Raw genomic sequence first — 16,473 nt, 5'->3', positions numbered from 1 at the left:
GGGCGGGTGAGACTGCGGGGCTCGGTCTGCTCCGTCTGGACGGCGCTGTCGGCCCTCTCGGCGCTGTCGGCCTTCTCGGCGTGCTCAGTCTTCTCGGCGCTGTCGGTCACGGGGCGGCCTCCTCGGTCGGGTCGTCGGGCGGCAGGGCGCACCAGTGCTCGGCGACGAGCGCGGCGATCAGCAGCAGCACCGCGGCCACCACGGTTCCCCCTGCAGCCAGGCTCGAGCCTAACGGCACGACCGTGCGCGTCACGAGGTACAGCAGGATGCCCGCCGACGCCCCGGCGAGCAGCGCCCCGGCGAGTGCGCTGGCCTGGGCGAGCACGACCACGCGCAGGGCGTAGAACGGGTCGATGCGCCGCTCGCCCGTCGCCGCCCGGCGCACCGGCCAGGCGAGGGCGACAAGCACGGCGCCGATCAGCACGAGCGCGACGGCGAGCGAGATCGGCGGAACGACGACCGCGAGCCCGCGCATCGCCAGCACCGTGTCGAGGGCGAAGGCCGCGGCGACGCCGAGCAGCGCCGCGGCGATGAGCGTGAGCGGGCGGGTGCGGGTCACGGTGCCCCCGCGTCGGACTCGGGGCCGGTCGCGCGCAGGCGCTCGAGCAGCGCGGCGATGGGGCCGTGGCCGATGAGCTCCGCATCCGGCTGCAGCTCGAACCAGGGCGCGAGCACGAAGTCGCGCTCGTGCGCGCGCGGATGCGGCAGCTGCAGCACCTCGGAGTCGATCTCGAGCTGATCGAGCGCGATGAGATCGAGGTCGAGGGTGCGGTCGCCCCAGCGCTCGGCCTGCGGGTCGGTGCGGTCGCGGCCGTTCTCGACCTCGATGCGCAGCAGCTCGTCGAGCAGCGTGTACGGGTCGAGGCGCGTGCCGAGCAGCGCGACGCCGTTGAGGTAGGCGGGCTTCGCGGGGTCGAGACCATCCAGGGTGAGCGCGACAGTGCCGTGCCACGACGACACGGCCAGGACGCTCGACTCGGGCAGCGCGTCGAGCGCGGCCACCGCCCGCTGCAGCGTGGCCTCGCGGTCGCCGAGGTTGCTGCCGAGCGCGATGACGGCCGTGGCGCGGTGGGCGTGGGTCTCGTGGTTGTCGGGGCTCATGGCCGGCCCCGCACGATCGTCACGCTGACGTCGCTGAACGGCACCGTGATCGGCGCCTGCGGCTTGTGCACGGTCACCGTGGTCTGCCAGACCGCGGCATGGGCGAGCACGACGGCGGCGACCCGCTCGGCGACCGTCTCGATGAGGTCGACCGGGTCGGTCTCGACCGCGGCGACGACCTGCTCGGCGAGCTCGCCGTAGTGCACGGTCGCGGCGAGCTCGTCGTTCGCGGCGGCGCCGCGCAGGTCGAGGTGGGCGACGACGTCGATGACGAACTCCTGCCCGTCGCGGCGCTCGTGGTCGAAGACGCCGTGGTGGGCGAAGGCGCGCAGGCCGCTGAGGGTGATGCGGTCGCCGGTGTGCGGGGCAGCCGAAGCGGGTGCCGCCGCCGAGTAGGCGCCCTCGAGGGCGACGATCGCCGACGCGGCGGCGGGGCCCGCGGCAGCGAGCGACCGCTGCACCGCGAGGGCGCGGGCGCTCGCGGCGACGTCGTGCACGCGCAGGGCATCCACTCGATCGGCGACCAGCGCCGAGAGCACCGCGGTCAGCAGGTCGCGCTCCTCGACGGGGGCGCCGTCGGGCAGGAGCGCGCCGAGGAAACGCTTGCGCGAGGTGCCGACCAGCACGCGGGCGCCGAGCGCCCGCAGCTCGTCGAGGTGCGCGAGCAGCTGCCAGTTGTGCTCGGCGCGCTTGGCGAAGCCGAGGCCCGGGTCGACCCAGAGCCGGTCGACCGCGATGCCCGCCTCCTGCGCGGCCGCGAGGCGCGCGCGCAGCTCGTCGGCGACGTCGCGCGGGGCCCAGGCGTAGTCGCTCACCTGGTCCCACACCGCGCTCGGGCCGCGCCAGTGCATGAGCATGTAGTCGCAGGGCAGGGCGGCGACGGTCGCGAGCATGGCCGGATCGGCGAGGGCGCCGCTGACGTCGTTGACGATCGCCGCTCCGGCCTCGACGGCGGCAGCCGCGGTCTCGGCATTCATGGTGTCGATCGAGACGCGGATGCCCTCCGCGGCCAGCGCGGCCACCACGGGCAGCACGCGCGCCCGCTCCACCTCCGGCGCGACGGGCTCGGCGCCCGGCCGGGTCGACTCGCCGCCGACGTCGATGACGGACGCGCCGGCGGCGACCAGCGCCCGCCCCTGCGCGAGAGCCGCGGCGGGGTCGAGGTAGCGCCCGCCGTCGCTGAACGAGTCGGGGGTGACGTTGAGCACGCCCCAGACCTCGGGGCGCGGCGCGACGCCCTCGCCGGTCACGCGGCGCCCCCGCCGATGAGCGCCATCACCTCGGTGCGGCGCGCGGGGTCGGCGAGCATCCCGCTCGCGGCGACCGTGACCGTCGTGCTCTCGGCCTGCCGCGGGCCCCGCGCGCCGACGCAGCCGTGCCGCGCGTCGAGCACGACGAGCACGCCCTGCGGTGCGAGCGCGGACTCGAGGGCGTCGACGATCTGCTCGCCGAGGCGCTCCTGCAGCTGCGGGCGCGAGGCGAGGGTCTCGACGCAGCGCGTGATGCTGCCCAGACCGACGAGCCGCTCGCCGGGCAGGTAGGCCACGTGGGCCACGCCGACGAACGGCAGCAGGTGGTGCTCGCAGATCGAGCGCAGCGCGATGTCGCGCAGCAGCACGACCTCGCCGGTGCGCTCGGGGGCGTCTTGCGTCGCGAGCTCGTCCTGCAGCAGCGGCACGGGGTCGACGCCGACCCCGGCGAAGAACTCGGCGTAGGCCTCGGCGACCCGCTGCGGGGTGGTGGCGAGGCCGGGCCGGGCCGGATCCTCGCCGATGGCGACGAGGATCTCAGCGACGGCCGCCTCAATGCGGCGGGTGTCGACGGTCATGGCGCGGCTCAGTCGCGCGCGCCGTCGGCGGTCGAGTCGGCGGCGGGCTCGGTGCCCCTCGCCCGCGGGGCGCGCTTGGCGCGGGCGGGTGCGGTGTCGGCGCTCTCGGCGACCTTCGCCCGCGGGGCGCGCTTCTTCCGCACGGGTGCGTCGGCCGCCTCGCTGGCGAGGACGCCCGCATCGACGGGCGCCTTGGTCGGCATCGGCACCGGCGGGATGTTCGGCAGCGGTCGGCCCAGGCTCGAGAGCCACTGCGGGCGCTCGGGCAGCTTCTTGACGTCGGCGAAGATCTCGGCGAGCTGCAGGTGGTCGAGGGTCTCCTTCTCGAGAAGCTCCGTCGCCAGGCGGTCGAGAATCTCGCGGTTGTCGTTGATGACCTGCCACGCCTCGTCGTGCGCCTGGTCGACGAGCGCCCGCACCTCGGCGTCGACGCGCTCGGCGACGCTGTCGCTGTAGTCGCGCTGGTGACCCATGTCGCGGCCGAGGAAGACCTCGCCGCTCGACTGGCCGAGCTTCACGGCGCCGATGGTGGCGCTCATGCCGTACTCGGTGACCATGCGGCGGGCGATCGCCGTGGCCTTCTCGATGTCGTTGCTCGCACCGGTCGTCGGGTCGTGGAAGACGATCTCTTCTGCGACGCGGCCGCCCATGGCGTAGGCCAGCTGGTCGAGCAGCTCGTTGCGGGTGACCGAGTACTTGTCGTCGACGGGCAGCACCATCGTGTAACCGAGGGCGCGGCCGCGCGGCAGGATCGTCACCTTGGTCACCGGGTCGGTGTTGCGCATCGCGGCGGCCGCGAGCGCGTGCCCACCCTCGTGATAGGCGGTGATGAGCTTCTCGTGGTCGCGCATCACGCGGGTGCGGCGCTGCGGGCCGGCCATGACGCGGTCGACGGCCTCGTCGAGCGCCTCGTTGGTGATGATCTGCTCGTGGGCGCGGGCGGTCAGCAGCGCGGCCTCGTTGAGCACGTTCGCCAGGTCGGCGCCGGTGTAGCCGGGCGTCTTGCGGGCGAGCACCTCGAGGTCGACGTTCTCGGCCATGGGCTTGCCCTTGGCATGCACCTCCAGAATCCTCTGGCGGCCCTTCATGTCGGGGGCGTCGACCTGGATCTGCCGGTCGAAGCGGCCCGGGCGCAGCAGGGCGGGGTCAAGGATGTCGGGCCGGTTGGTGGCCGCGATCATGATGACGTTGGTGTTGGCCTCGAAGCCGTCCATCTCGACGAGCATCTGGTTGAGCGTCTGCTCGCGCTCGTCGTGACCGCCGCCCATGCCGGCGCCGCGGTGACGGCCGACGGCGTCGATCTCGTCGACGAAGATGATGGCCGGCGCGTTCTCCTTGGCCTGCGTGAAGAGGTCGCGCACGCGGCTCGCGCCGACGCCGACGAACATCTCGACGAAGTCGGAGCCCGAGATCGAGTAGAACGGCACGCCCGCCTCGCCCGCGACCGAGCGGGCGAGCAGCGTCTTGCCGGTTCCGGGCGGGCCGTAGAGCAGCACGCCCTTCGGAATCCGCGCGCCGACCGCCTGGAACCGCGTCGGGTCCTTCAGGAAGTCCTTGATCTCCTCGAGCTCCTCGATGGCCTCATCGGCTCCGGCGACATCGGCGAAGGTGACCTGAGGGGTCTCCTTGCTGACGAGCTTCGCGCGCGACTTGCCGAACTGCATGACCCGGCCGCCGCCGCCCTGCAGGCGGGTGAGGAGGAAGTAGAAGATGACGCCGATGATCAGGAAGGGGATGATCAGGCCGAGCAGGCTGACGAAGAAGTTCGTCTGCGGCACCTCGTCGGTGAACTCCTCCGCGACGTTCGCGGCGTCGACGGCCTCGACGATCGCGGGGCCGCGGGGCGCCACGTAGTAGAACTGCACGTTCTGGCCGTACTCATCGTCGGGCTCGGCGAGCACGATGTCGACGCGCTGCTCGCCGTCGACGATCTTCACGCTCGTGAGCTCCGCCTCCTGCAGAAACTCGAGGCCCTGCTGGGTGCTGATCTGCCGGAACCCGCCGATGCCGCTGAGCAGGGCGAAGCCGACCCACAGCACGAGGGCGCCGGCGACGATGTAGAGGAAGGGTCCTCGAGTGATGCGCTTGAGCTTCATGGGCTGGCGGGCGTTGCGCCCCGCACCTTTCTTCCGGTGAGACGTGCCTGCCAGGTTATCGCGCGACCCTTGGCGCGCTGTGTGCTGTTCGCCCGCGGCGGAGCGGGCGGCGAGCCCGACCTAGTGGCTGTAGACGTGCGGCGCGAGCACGCCGATCGCCCGCAGGTTGCGGTACTTCTCGGCGTAGTCGAGGCCGTAGCCGACGACGAAGGCGGGCGGGATGTCGAAGCCGACGTACTCGACGTCGACCTCGACCTTGGCCGCCTCGGGCTTGCGGAGCAGGGCGAGGATCTTCACGCTCTTCGCCCCCCGCGACTCGAGGTTCGCGCGCAGCCAGGCGAGCGTGAGACCCGAGTCGATGATGTCCTCGACGATGAGCACGTCGCGGCCGGCGATCTCGGTGTCGAGATCTTTGAGGATGCGCACGACGCCGCTCGACTCGGTGCTCTTGCCGTAGCTCGAGACGGCCATCCAGTCCATCTCCGCCGAGAACGACAGCTCGCGCGCGAAGTCGGCCATGACCATGACCGCGCCCTTGAGCACGCCGACCAGCAGGGGCGGAGTGTCGCCGTAGTCGGCCTCGACGCGGCGGGCCAGCTCGGCCAGCTTCGCGTGGATCTCCTGCTCGGTGACGAGCACCTCGGTCAGGTCAGAGCGGATGTCGTCGACGTCCACGGGGGTCCTCCGGCGGGGTCAGGGGCGGTCGGGCAGATGCTCATCGCTGTCGTCGTCTCCGACGATGTGCTCGTTCTCGAGGGCGAGGACGAACACGATGCGACCTGCGGTGCGTTCAACCCTAACGCCGGGCAGGTGCACCGGCCCCTGGCCGTGCCAGTCGGTCACGAGCCGTGCCACCTCCAGGGTCTGGGCGCGACTGATGGCGACGCCGAACTGACTGCGCATGACGAGCCGGATCAGCCGGTGCCGGATCGCGGGAGGGTTGGCGAGAAGCCCCGCGACCGTCAGAGAGCAGCCGCCGTCGGCCAGGTCGGTGAGCTCTTCGGCGACCTCGTCGACCATGTGGTCGAGCGCCTCGGCGTCCTCCCGGGCGATCGCGGCGGTGCGGGCGAGCGCCTCGACGATCCCCGCATCGAGGTGCTCTTCGAGCATCGGCAGGATGCGGCGCCGCACCCGCACGCGGGCGAAGCGCTCGTCGCTGTTGTGCGGGTCGCTCCACGGCTCGAGCCCCTGATCGACGCAGGCCTGCGCGAGCGTCGCGCGGCGGATGCCCAGCAGCGGCCGCCGGTACAGCCCCGCGACTGCGGCCATGCCCGCGATGCTCAGCGTGCCGCTGCCGCGGGCGAGCCCCAGCAGCACGGTCTCGGCCTGGTCGTCGAGCGAGTGCCCGAGCAGCACGGCCGCGGCACCGAGCCGTGCAGCCTCGCGCTCGAGACGGGCATACCGGGCATGCCGCGCCGCCGCTTCGGGCCCGGCTGAGATTCCGACCATGACCCGCTCGATCTGGATCGGGTCGAGCCCGAGCGCCCGCGCCGCCACCGCCGCGCGCTCGGCCACCGCACCCGAGTCGGGCTGCAGACCGTGGTCGACGATCACCGCCCCCGCGCGCAACCCGAGCCGAGGGGCCTCGAACCCGGTGGCCGCGGCGAGCGCCAGCGAGTCGGGGCCTCCGCTCAGGGCGACCAGGGCGAGCGAGCCCGCCGGCAGGTCGGCGAGCGCCTCGCGCACCGCGCGGCGCGTGTCGGCAACCGCCGGCGTGAGCCGGGGGCGCCGGGCTGCCGGGCTGGGCTCGGAGGGCATCCACTAAGGTTAGAGCCGCCAATCGGCACGCGACTTTTTCGTTCTCCCCTCCGTTCTGAAGGAGCACCCCCATGGGCGCCTACCCCGTCGTCATCGAGATTCCCCGCGGCAGCCGCAACAAGTACGAGGTCGACCACGAAACCGGTCGCGTCTTCCTCGACCGCGTGCTCTTCACGCCGTTCGTCTACCCGACCGACTACGGCTACTTCGAGAAGACCCTCGGCCTCGACGGCGACCCGGTCGACGCGCTCGTGCTACTCGAGTTCCCGGTGTACCCCGGCGTGGGTGTCGAGGTGCGCCCGGTCGGCGTGTTCAACATGACCGACGACGGCGGCAGCGACGCGAAGGTGATCTGCGTGCCCGCGAAGGACCCTCGCTGGGCGCACATCCAGGACATCGCGGATGTTCCGGAGCAGACCCGCAAAGAGATCGAGCACTTCTTCGAGCACTACAAAGACCTCGAGCCCGGCAAGTGGGTCAAGACCGAGGGCTGGGGCGACGCGGCCGAGGCCGAGGCCGTCGTGCAGGCCGGCCTCGCGGCGTACGTGCCCGGGGCGCACTAGCTCACGCCCCCGAGTGCCAGATCTGGCGCAAACGGGCGCTCCGGCCGCACGGGTGCCACCTTATGCGGCAGATCTGGGCCGCTGCGCGCAGCACTAGCCGCTGGGTCGCGCGACGAAGGGCACGCGGTCGTAGCTGCGCGCGGTCGTGATGCGCACCGGCACACCCGGGTACGGCGCTTCGATCATCTGGCCGTTGCCGATGTAGATCGTCACGTGGTACTTCGACCCGGAGGTCGAGCCGCCCGCGCTGTAGAAGATCAGATCGCCGGGCTGCGCCTGCGCCCACGGCACCAGCAGGCCGCGCGAGGCCGCCCGGGTGTACTGCGCTGACGCGCCGTGGCCGCCGATCGCGATGCCGGCCGCCGAGTAGGCCATCATCGTCAGGCCCGAGCAGTCCCAGGCGTTGGGCCCGGCCGCACCGAACTGGTACGGCTCGCCGAGCTGCGCTCGCGCGAAGGCGATGGCCGCCGCCACCGCGGCGGCGTTCGGCTGCGGCACCGCCACAGGCGGCGGGGTCGACGTCGTCGGAGACGGGCTCGGCGCGGGCGCACTGGGCGACGGGGCCGGAGCGCTCGGGCGCGGGGTCGGCGACGACGTGCTCGGCGACGGCGCGGGAGCGCTCGGCCGCGGGGTCGGCGTGCTGGGCTGCGGGTTCGGCGCACTCGGCGACGGGGTCGGGATGCTCGGCTCCGGCGCGATCGACTCGAGGTACTCGCGCTCGAGCGCGGCCGATCGGCCGGTCAGCTCGGCCAGCAGGGTGGCGAGCTCACCGAGCCGCACCTGCTGCTCCACGACCCGCTGCTCGGTGGCGCGGCCTCGTCGGCGGCCTCGTCGGCGGCCTCGACGGCCGCGGCGTGCGCGACCGCGGCGGTCTCGGCGGCTGCGGTCAGGGCATCCGCCTGGTTGCGGTCGACCACGGCGGCGCTCAGCACGGCATCGGTGCGGCTGGTGAGGGCGCTCATCGTTCCCAGGCGGTAGAGCAGGGAGTCGGCATCGTCGCCGCTGAGGACGAGGGCGACGGTGACGTCGCCTCCGCCCGCGCGGGCGAGCTGCGCGGCCAGCTGGCCGGCCTGACGGGCGAAGGCATCGGCGCGCTCGCGCGCCGCATCCGCCCGCCGCTCGGTCGCGGCGAGGGTCTGCGCGGCCTGCTCGGCGGCGAGGGTCGCCTGCTGCAGCTGCTCGCCGGCGATGAGGGCGGCGATGCGCTGCTGCTCGAGCTCGCCGTTGAGCTGCGCGACGACCTCGACGATGCGGTCGACGGCGCGCTGAGTCGCGGCGGCGTCGCCCTTGGCGGCCTGCACGTCGTCCCAGGTGGGCGGGGCGGGGGCGGCGAGCGCCGGGCTGGAGAACGACGAGGTTCCAGCGACGAGGGCGGCCGAGAGTGCAACGGCGAGGGCCGTCGCGAGGGCGACGGCCCGATGGCCGCGACCCTCGTTGGGTCGCATCAGACGCGTCTACCCAATGGTGAGCCCCTTGCTGCGCAGGAACGGCACGGGGTCTTGCGGGTTGCCGTTGGTGCGGATCTCGAGATGCGTGTGGCACCCCGTGGAGAGGCCGGTGGTGCCGATCTTGGCGATTTGCTGCCCGACGACGACCTCCTGGCCCTGCTGCACGAGGATGCCGCCCGGCTGGATGTGTGCGTACGCCGAGGTCAATCCGTTGCCGTGGTCGATGCGCACGAAGTTGCCGTAGCCGCCGCTCCAGCCGGCGTACGTGATGGTGCCGCTGGAGGCCGCATAGATGGGGCGACCGCAGCTGGCCGCGATGTCGGTGCCCGAGTGGAACGACACATTCCCGTAGAGGGGGTGCACGCGCGTGCCGTAGGGCGAGGTGATGTAGCCGCTCACCGGCACGACCCAGCCGCTGACGATCTGGCCGGCGTCGACGTTCGAGCCGGCGCCGTACTGGGCGCGCACGCCCGCCTGGTAGTCCTTCTCGGTGGCGTCGCGGTTCTCGACCAGCACGGCCAGCTGCGCCTCGAGGCGCGCCTGGTTCTCCTGCTGAGCGATCAGGGCGGTCTGCGCCTCCTGGGCGGCGGCCTGCGCCTCCTGATAGGCGGCCTCGGCCTCGGCGCGCAGCTCGTCGCGGATGCCCTTGGCCACGTTGGCCTGCTCGGTGAACGACTGCGCCGCGTTCTGGTCTTGCAGGGCCGCGGCGTAGATGCCCTCGGCCTGCTCGGTGATCTTGCTGGCGAAGCCGAGGCGCGAGAGCAGCTCGTCGGCCTGGCCGGGGTTGGTCAGCAGCGAGGCCGACAGGTCGCCGCCGCCCGAGCGCGCGAGCTCGGCGACGAACTGGCCCGCCCGCAGCTTCGAGGCATCGGCGCGCGCCTGGGCCTCGTCGGCCTGGGCCTGCAGCTGCTCGGCGGTGTAGGCGGCCTCGTCGAAGGCGATCTGGGCCTCGTAGTAGATGTCGCCCTTCTCCTGGGCGATGGCCTGCGTGCGCTCGACCTCGGCCGTGATGGCCTCGATCGCGGCGCGGATCTCCTTGATCTTCTGCTGGGCGCGCGCGACATCGCGGCGGGCCTCGAGCACGTCGTTCCAGGAGGGGTAGTCGACGGCGTAGGCGGGCTTCTCGGTGACGGCGATGGTGCCGGTCGCGAGCAGGGCGGCAGCGGCGAGCGCCGCGACGATCGCCGTCCCCCGACGTGATGTTGCCCGCATGACTTTCCCCTCTGGCCGAGGTGGTCGTCCTGACATCGTTTCGTTATGTCACAACTCTCACACCAGCACCATTGACAATAGTACCAACGGATGCTCGCCACGACCAGGCGCGGCGCGCCCCGCGGGGGCGTGCCGCTCGCCGAGCCCTGCTCGGGCATCCTGCCCGCGACGCTAGCCCGCCGCGCCCCCGCCGGCCGGGAGGTCACCCGGACCGTCGCCGAACCCGATTGGCGAAGTCGCCCCCCGACCCGTATGCTGGTGCACCGGTTGCTGTGCGGCTCGCGCCACCACGGCCCCATCGTTTAGTGGCCTAGGACACCGCCCTTTCACGGCGGCAGCACGGGTTCGAATCCCGTTGGGGTCACGAACAGCCCTACAATTGAATATCTGCAAGGCCCTGTAGCGCAGTTGGTTAGCGTGCCGCCCTGTCACGGCGGAGGTCGCGGGTTCAAGTCCCGTCAGGGTCGCCACGGCGACGGGCCCTCTCCTCGGAGGGGGCTTGTTCCGTACGGGGCGTCACCGCCCCACGGCTCTGTAGCTCAGTTGGTAGAGCGCACGACTGAAAATCGTGAGGTCACGGGATCGACGCCCGTCGGAGCCACCACACAACCTTCTTCTCGCGTGAGCCTCCGCGCTTGTCGGTGAACGCTGTTCACCGGCGCCGCCCTCTCGCGGCGCGAGTAGCCTGGAACCGAGCGATCACGCACCTCGGCACCGCTTTCTCGCGCACCCCTCGGGTACGCCGGTGCCACCCAGAGAAAGAGGAACACATGACCGTCGTCGATGGCACCTGCCCCGTGGTTCACGGAGCCAACACCTCCATGAAGAGCGGGCAGGAGTGGTGGCCGAACGCGCTGAATCTGGACATCCTGGCGCAGCACGACACCAAGACGAACCCGCTCGGCAGCGCCTTCAACTACCGCGACGAGCTGAAGAAGCTCGACGTCGACGCGCTGGTCGCCGACGTGAAGCAGCTGCTCGTCACCAGCCAGAGCTGGTGGCCGGCTGACTGGGGCCACTACGGCGGTCTGATGATCCGCATGGCCTGGCACTCGGCCGGCACGTACCGCATCGCCGACGGCCGCGGGGGCGGCGGGTCGGGCACGCAGCGCTTCGCGCCGCTGAACTCGTGGCCCGACAACGGCAACCTCGACAAGGCGCGCCGCCTGTTGTGGCCGATCAAGAAGAAGTACGGCAACCGCATCAGCTGGGCCGACCTGATGATTCTCGCCGGCACGCTCTCGTACGAGGCGATGGGCCACAAGACGTTCGGCTTCGCCTTCGGCCGCGAAGACCTGTGGCACCCCGAGAAGGACACCTACTGGGGCAGCGAAAAGGAGTGGCTGGCTCCGAGCGACGAGCGCTACGGCAGCGTCGACGACCCCAGCACGATGGAGAACCCGCTCGCCGCCGTGCAGATGGGTCTCATCTACGTGAACCCCGAGGGCGTCAACGGCCAGCCCGACCCGCTGAAGACGGCGGCCCAGGTGCGCGAGACGTTCGCCCGCATGGCGATGAACGACGAGGAGACCGTGGCGCTCACCGCCGGCGGGCACACCGTCGGCCGGGCGCACGGCAACGGGCGGGCCGAGAACCTCGGGCCCGCTCCGGAGGGTGCGGACATCCACGAGCAGGGGCTCGGCTGGAACAACCACGTCAGCCGCGGTGTCGGCAAAGACACCGTGACCAGCGGCATCGAGGGCGCCTGGACGACCAACCCCACCCAGTGGGACAACGGCTACTTCACCCTGCTGTTTAAGTACGACTGGCAGCTGGCGAAGAGCCCGGCCGGCGCATGGCAGTGGGAGCCGGTGGACATCGCCGAGGAGGACAAGCCCTTTGACGTCGAGGGCACCGCTCGCCAGAACCCGATCATGACCGACGCCGACATGGCGATGATCAAAGACCCGATCTACCGCGAGATCTCGGAGCGCTTCTACAACGACCCCGAGTACTTCAGCGAGGTCTTCGCCCGCGCGTGGTTCAAGCTGACCCACCGCGACATGGGCCCGCGCACGCGCTACGTCGGCCCGCTGCAGCCCACGGAGGACCTCATCTGGCAAGACCCCGTGCCGGCCGGGAAGGCCGACTACGACGTCGCCGCGGTGGCGCAGCGCATCCGCAACAGCGGACTGTCGCAGACCGACCTGATCGTGACGGCGTGGGATTCGGCGCGCACGTACCGCGACTCTGACAAGCGGGGCGGCGCGAACGGCGCGCGCATCCGGCTGGCGCCGCAGCGCGACTGGCACGCCAACGAGCCCGAGCGCCTGCACCGCGTGCTCGGCGTCTACGAGGCGCTGTCGGCCGAGACCGGCGTGAGCGTCGCCGACCTGATCGTGCTGGGCGGCAACCTCGGGGTCGAGGATGCCGCGCGCGCGGCCGGCGTCGAGGTCAGTGTGCCGTTCCACCCCGGGCGCGGTGACGCGACCCAGGAGTGGACCGACGCTGACTCGTTCGCTCCGCTCGAGCCGACGCACGACGCCTTCCGCAACTACCTGCAGAAGGACTACACGGTTCCGGCGGAGGAGCTCATGCTCGACCGCGCCAGCCTCATGAACCTGACGGCGGTCGAGCTGACCTGCCTCGTCGGGGGCATGCGCGTGCTGGGCACGAACTTCGGCGGCACGCAGCACGGCGTCTTCACCGACCAGGTCGGAGCGCTGACGAACGACTTCTTCGTCACCCTCACCGACATGACCTACGTGTGGGAGCCCGCCGGCTTCAACGCCTACAACCTGCGCAACCGTTCGACGGGTCAGGTGGAGCACACGGCCACCCGCGCCGACCTCGTGTTCGGCTCGAACTCAATCCTGCGCGCCTACGCCGAGGTGTACGCGCAGGACGACAGCCGCGAGAAGTTCGTGCACGACTTCGTCGCCGCCTGGACGAAGGTCATGAACGCCGACCGCTTCGACCTGGTGGCCAGCTAGCCGCCGCCGCGTCCGGCTGCAGGATGCTCGGGCCGGGGTCTCCACGGAGGCCCCGGCCCTTTCCGTTGCGTCGACGTGTGAGCGAGGCGACGCGGCACCTCAGAACCTGAGCGTCCTCCCGTACCTATGGCCATGTCACTCCTATCGTCAAGACTGTGGTGAATGAAGACGAGCGAGGGTCGATGAAGAAGCACATCACCGTGGTTGGGGCGGTCATCGTCCGTGACGGCCTGGTCTACTGCGCTCGTCGCGGCCTCAGTGGGGCGCTACCTGGGATGTGGGAGTTCCCCGGCGGCAAGGTCGAGAAAGACGAGTCGTTCGCCGACGCTCTCATCCGAGAGATCAACGAGGAGCTCGGATGTGAGATCTCTGTGTTGCAGCCCGTCGAAACAACCACCCACGAGTACGACTTCGCGGTGATTACTCTCGCGACGTTCATATGCGAGCTCGTCGCCGGCGAGCCGCAGTCGAATGAGCATGCGGAAGAACGGTGGCTGCCTGTCGAGGCACTCGACACTCTCGAATGGGCACCTGCGGACATCCCAGCCGTAGAGAAGCTGCGAGCAGCTGGTGTCTGAACCCCGCGAGGACTTCTGGAAGTCGCCGCTGGGTCGGGAGACCGAGTTCGGCTACTTGCTCGAGTCCGCCCTCGTGCCGCACAACCTCAACCCGGAGGTCGTGCTCAACAACGAGAACTCATCCGTGCTTCGAGTGCTGCGCCGTGAACTGAAGCACGCCGAGCGCTTTCTGTTCTCCGTCGCATTTGTGACGCCGAGAGCACTTACTCTCCTCAAACAGGAACTTGTGGACTTCCGCGGCACGGGCACGATCGTCACTTCCGACTACCTGGGCTTCAACAGCCCCGGCGTGTTCAAGGAGCTGAAGGCACTCGAGAAAGTGGGGGTCTCCGCTCGAATTCACTCGAGCAAGGCTTTCCACGCCAAGGGGTACATCTTCCGTCGGCCCGACCGATCGGTGGCGCTGTTCGGCAGCGCCAACCTGACGGAGTCCGCTCTCGTAGCGAACCTTGAGTGGAACATAAAGGTCTCGGGGTCGCCTCAGAGCAATCTCTCCCGCCAGCTCGACGAGCTCGAGCTCGAGCAATTAGAGAACTCCCTGGACCTCACTACGGAGTGGATCGCGGAGTACGAAACACGCCCACGACCGACCACCGTCTGGACGCCCGGCAAGGTGGCCGAAGCTCCGACCCCTATCGAATCACCAACAGGATCCGAATCCGTCGTGGCACGGTTCGAACCCAACGCTATGCAGCGGGAAGCGCTGGCGGCAATCGAACGCATGCGCGCGGAAGGGAAGAGCAAGGTTCTCGTCGTATCCGCGACCGGAACGGGCAAGACTGCGCTGGCCGCCTTCCACGTAGGAATAGTTAAGCCAGAACGCTTCCTGTTCATCGTCCACCGGGAGCAGATTCTCGATCGAGCCATCCAAGAATTCACGAATCTTCTCGGGATCTCGGCACAGGAGGTTGGGAAGCTCGCCGGCGGCAGCAGGCAGACAGACAAGCGCTTCGTCTTCGCCACCATTCAGTCGCTGTCCCGGCTAGACGTTCTGGACAGTGTGAGCCCAGACGAGTTTGACTACGTCGTCGTCGACGAGTCGCACCACGTCGGGGCGCAGTCGTACCGACGGGTCATGGACCACCTGAAGCCGGCCTTCACAATCGGCCTGACGGCGACACCCGAACGCTCGGATCAGTCGGATGTATTCGAACTCTTCAACTACAACGTCGCCTACGAGATTCGTCTTCAGGCTGCCCTCGAAGCCGACATGCTCGCGCCGTTCCACTACTTCGGTGTTGCTGACGTTGAGTTCGAAGACGGAACGACGACCGACGACGCGACAACGATCGAGCGTCTAGCTTCGCGGCTGCGAGCAGAACATGTGGTTCGAAATCTCGAGCTCTACGGTCATGCGGGCACCTCTCCCAAAGGCCTGATCTTCTGCAGCAGAGTCGACGAGGCAACGGCTCTCTCCAACGAACTGAACAGACTGACCCTTCACGGCAGGCCGCTCAGGACCGTCGCGCTTTCGGGGGTGCACTCCGTCGATGAACGACTGCAGACAGTCGACAAGCTCGAGCGCGGAGAGCTCGACTACATCCTTACAGTGGACATCTTCAACGAGGGCGTGGACATACCTTCGGTCAATCAAGTGGTGATGCTTCGACAGACCAAGTCAGCCATCGTGTTCGTCCAACAACTCGGGCGTGGTCTGCGCAAGGCACCCGCAAAGGACTACACGATCGTCATCGACTTCATCGGGAACTACACGAACAACTACCTCATCCCGATCGCCCTCTTTGGTGATAACTCGCAGGACAAGGAGTCACTCCGGCGCCGGCTGATCGAAGCTGAGGAACGCGGAGTGCTCGCAAACATCTCAAGTATTCGCTTCGACAGGATCGCCCAAAAGCGCGTACTCGACTCCGTCGCCGTGACGAAACTCAGCAGTGCCGCATTACTCAAGCCTTCGCTGGAAGCCATGAGATCCCGGCTCGGGCGGACGCCACGCCTCATCGACTTCGCGGAGTCTGACTCGACCGACCCGGTCGTCCTCGCAACAAGCCTGAAGCACTACCCGGAGCTCCTCCGCCGTACCTTAAGGGTTGACAACAAGCTCACCGACGAGCAATCGCGGATGCTCGACTTCCTCGGAAACGAGGTCCTTGCAGCAAAGCGGCTTGCCGAAACGGAAGTGCTCTTTGAACTCCTGAGAGGAAGGCCGCTCCCGCTCAAGGAACTGTCACAGCGCACAGCCGCCGTCGGTGACGAGGCAGATATGGAACTCACGATGAGCGCGCTGAGAACGCTCACGTTTCAGTTCCTCACCGAAGCAGAGCGATCGCGATATGGAACCAGTCCGGTTACTCGCAGCGACGACGGCCAGTATCGACTTGGCGATGTGTTCCGCCTCAACCTGGAGACCAGTCACGACTTCCACAACGAAATCCACGATCTGCTCTGGACAGCCCGTTCGATCATTCCCCGCAAGTACGGCGATGCCGAGCCGTTCAGCGTTGGACGTCAGTACTCCCGCAAAGACGCGTCTCGGCTACTCCGCTGGCGGTCGAACATGATGGGCACGATCTTCGGCTACAAGGTCGACGCTGACACTCGAACGTGCCCGATCTTCGTGACGTATCACAAGGCAGAAGATGTGACGGCGAGCACGCAGTACGAGGATCAGCTCATCGACACGCGAACCATGACGTGGTTTACGCGCAGCCGCCGAACGCTCGACAGCGCCGAGGTCAAGGCGATCGTGAGCAACTCGGTCGAGATTAATGTCTTCGCGAAGAAGGACGACAACGACGGTACGGACTTCTTCTACCTGGGTCGGGCCCAGGCGACGAACGCGTTCCAAACGTCGATGTCCGACAAGAACAACGAGTCAATCCCGGTGGTCCGAGTCACGCTTCTGTTCGATGACCCCATTCCACAGGGCTTGTTCGACTACTTCCAGCCGTCGATAACCGAGTAGCCATTCCCAAGAGAGAACCCCCTTGATAACCCC

The 16,473-nt window shown here is 69.3% G+C and carries 14 protein-coding genes and 3 tRNA genes; 7 read left to right on the top strand and 10 right to left on the bottom strand.

Features of this window, described 5'->3' with window-relative positions:
- Positions 1–106 precede the first annotated feature (106 nt).
- The 7 genes from BJ959_RS08695 to tilS all read right to left on the bottom strand — a co-directional run bounded on the left by BJ959_RS08695 (position 107) and on the right by tilS (position 6,783).
- Positions 107–559, bottom strand: a complete 453-nt coding sequence (locus BJ959_RS08695; RefSeq protein ID WP_153982038.1) for a DUF3180 family protein — start codon at positions 557–559, stop codon at positions 107–109.
- Complete coding sequence (folK, locus tag BJ959_RS08690) at positions 556–1,101, bottom strand: 2-amino-4-hydroxy-6-hydroxymethyldihydropteridine diphosphokinase (RefSeq protein ID WP_153982039.1); 546 nt, start codon at positions 1,099–1,101, stop codon at positions 556–558. Before folK ends, BJ959_RS08695 begins: the two co-directional genes overlap by 4 nt.
- Positions 1,098–2,351 carry a dihydropteroate synthase gene (folP, locus tag BJ959_RS13020; protein ID WP_153982040.1) on the bottom strand — a complete coding sequence of 418 codons (1,254 nt, stop codon included), beginning with the start codon at positions 2,349–2,351 and terminating at the stop codon, positions 1,098–1,100. Before folP ends, folK begins: the two co-directional genes overlap by 4 nt.
- Positions 2,348–2,929, bottom strand: a complete 582-nt coding sequence (folE, locus tag BJ959_RS08680) for a GTP cyclohydrolase I (RefSeq protein WP_153982041.1) — start codon at positions 2,927–2,929, stop codon at positions 2,348–2,350. The genes folP and folE overlap by 4 nt, the downstream gene beginning before the upstream one ends.
- 8 nt (positions 2,930–2,937) lie before the next feature.
- Complete coding sequence (ftsH, locus tag BJ959_RS08675) at positions 2,938–5,025, bottom strand: ATP-dependent zinc metalloprotease FtsH (protein WP_153982042.1); 2,088 nt, start codon at positions 5,023–5,025, stop codon at positions 2,938–2,940.
- 120 nt (positions 5,026–5,145) lie between these two features.
- Positions 5,146–5,700, bottom strand: a complete 555-nt coding sequence (gene hpt, locus BJ959_RS08670) for a hypoxanthine phosphoribosyltransferase (RefSeq protein ID WP_153982043.1) — start codon at positions 5,698–5,700, stop codon at positions 5,146–5,148.
- Positions 5,701–5,718: 18 nt separating this feature from the next.
- Positions 5,719–6,783: a tRNA lysidine(34) synthetase TilS gene (gene tilS, locus BJ959_RS08665; protein WP_153982044.1), complete on the bottom strand. Its 1,065-nt coding sequence runs from the start codon at positions 6,781–6,783 to the stop codon at positions 5,719–5,721.
- Between the two features lie 71 nt (positions 6,784–6,854).
- On the opposite strand from tilS, the gene BJ959_RS08660 reads away from it, so the two are divergent.
- Complete coding sequence (locus BJ959_RS08660) at positions 6,855–7,346, top strand: inorganic diphosphatase (RefSeq protein WP_153982045.1); 492 nt, start codon at positions 6,855–6,857, stop codon at positions 7,344–7,346.
- 93 nt (positions 7,347–7,439) lie between these two features.
- On the opposite strand, the gene BJ959_RS12865 is transcribed toward BJ959_RS08660, so the two are convergent.
- Genes BJ959_RS12865 through BJ959_RS08645 form a run of 3 tightly spaced genes read right to left on the bottom strand, consistent with a single transcriptional unit; the run spans position 7,440 to position 10,006 of the window.
- Positions 7,440–8,138 carry an NlpC/P60 family protein gene (locus tag BJ959_RS12865; RefSeq protein WP_153982046.1) on the bottom strand — a complete coding sequence of 233 codons (699 nt, stop codon included), beginning with the start codon at positions 8,136–8,138 and terminating at the stop codon, positions 7,440–7,442.
- Positions 8,087–8,791: a hypothetical protein gene (locus BJ959_RS08650; protein WP_153982047.1), complete on the bottom strand. Its 705-nt coding sequence runs from the start codon at positions 8,789–8,791 to the stop codon at positions 8,087–8,089. Before BJ959_RS08650 ends, BJ959_RS12865 begins: the two co-directional genes overlap by 52 nt.
- A gap of 9 nt (positions 8,792–8,800) precedes the next feature.
- Positions 8,801–10,006: a peptidoglycan DD-metalloendopeptidase family protein gene (locus BJ959_RS08645; protein WP_153982048.1), complete on the bottom strand. Its 1,206-nt coding sequence runs from the start codon at positions 10,004–10,006 to the stop codon at positions 8,801–8,803.
- 291 nt (positions 10,007–10,297) lie between these two features.
- On the opposite strand from BJ959_RS08645, the gene BJ959_RS08640 reads away from it, so the two are divergent.
- The 6 genes from BJ959_RS08640 to BJ959_RS08615 all read left to right on the top strand — a co-directional run bounded on the left by BJ959_RS08640 (position 10,298) and on the right by BJ959_RS08615 (position 16,440).
- Positions 10,298–10,370 (top strand) — tRNA-Glu (locus BJ959_RS08640).
- 29 nt (positions 10,371–10,399) lie between these two features.
- A tRNA-Asp gene (locus BJ959_RS08635) sits at positions 10,400–10,476 on the top strand.
- Positions 10,477–10,534: 58 nt separating this feature from the next.
- Positions 10,535–10,610: transfer RNA gene (locus BJ959_RS08630), tRNA-Phe, on the top strand.
- Between the two features lie 166 nt (positions 10,611–10,776).
- Positions 10,777–12,939: a catalase/peroxidase HPI gene (gene katG, locus BJ959_RS08625; protein ID WP_153982049.1), complete on the top strand. Its 2,163-nt coding sequence runs from the start codon at positions 10,777–10,779 to the stop codon at positions 12,937–12,939.
- Between the two features lie 182 nt (positions 12,940–13,121).
- On the top strand, positions 13,122–13,517 hold the full coding sequence (locus tag BJ959_RS08620) for a (deoxy)nucleoside triphosphate pyrophosphohydrolase (RefSeq protein WP_153982050.1): 396 nt from the start codon (positions 13,122–13,124) through the stop codon (positions 13,515–13,517).
- Entirely contained in the window at positions 13,510–16,440 is a 2,931-nt protein-coding gene (locus BJ959_RS08615) for a DUF3427 domain-containing protein (RefSeq protein ID WP_153982051.1), read from the top strand. Before BJ959_RS08620 ends, BJ959_RS08615 begins: the two co-directional genes overlap by 8 nt.
- Positions 16,441–16,473 lie beyond the last annotated feature (33 nt).

This window comes from Microcella frigidaquae, from assembly GCF_014200395.1.
In the GTDB taxonomy this organism is placed as follows: Bacteria; Actinomycetota; Actinomycetes; order Actinomycetales; family Microbacteriaceae; genus Microcella; species Microcella frigidaquae.
Note: the sequence above shows the minus strand (reverse complement) of the source record. Positions and strands in the feature narration are given on the sequence as shown.

Excerpts from the sequence above, each read along its gene's own strand:
- folK (WP_153982039.1), bottom strand. The coding sequence starts at position 1,101 with ATGAGCCCCGACAACCACGAGACCCACGCCCACCGCGCCACGGCCGTC.
- folE (WP_153982041.1), bottom strand. The coding sequence starts at position 2,929 with ATGACCGTCGACACCCGCCGCATTGAGGCGGCCGTCGCTGAGATCCTC.
- ftsH (WP_153982042.1), bottom strand. The coding sequence starts at position 5,025 with ATGAAGCTCAAGCGCATCACTCGAGGACCCTTCCTCTACATCGTCGCC.
- tilS (WP_153982044.1), bottom strand. The coding sequence starts at position 6,783 with ATGCCCTCCGAGCCCAGCCCGGCAGCCCGGCGCCCCCGGCTCACGCCG.
- BJ959_RS08660 (WP_153982045.1), top strand. The coding sequence starts at position 6,855 with ATGGGCGCCTACCCCGTCGTCATCGAGATTCCCCGCGGCAGCCGCAAC.
- BJ959_RS08650 (WP_153982047.1), bottom strand. The coding sequence starts at position 8,791 with ATGCGACCCAACGAGGGTCGCGGCCATCGGGCCGTCGCCCTCGCGACG.
- BJ959_RS08645 (WP_153982048.1), bottom strand. The coding sequence starts at position 10,006 with ATGCGGGCAACATCACGTCGGGGGACGGCGATCGTCGCGGCGCTCGCC.
- katG (WP_153982049.1), top strand. The coding sequence starts at position 10,777 with ATGACCGTCGTCGATGGCACCTGCCCCGTGGTTCACGGAGCCAACACC.
- BJ959_RS08620 (WP_153982050.1), top strand. The coding sequence starts at position 13,122 with ATGAAGAAGCACATCACCGTGGTTGGGGCGGTCATCGTCCGTGACGGC.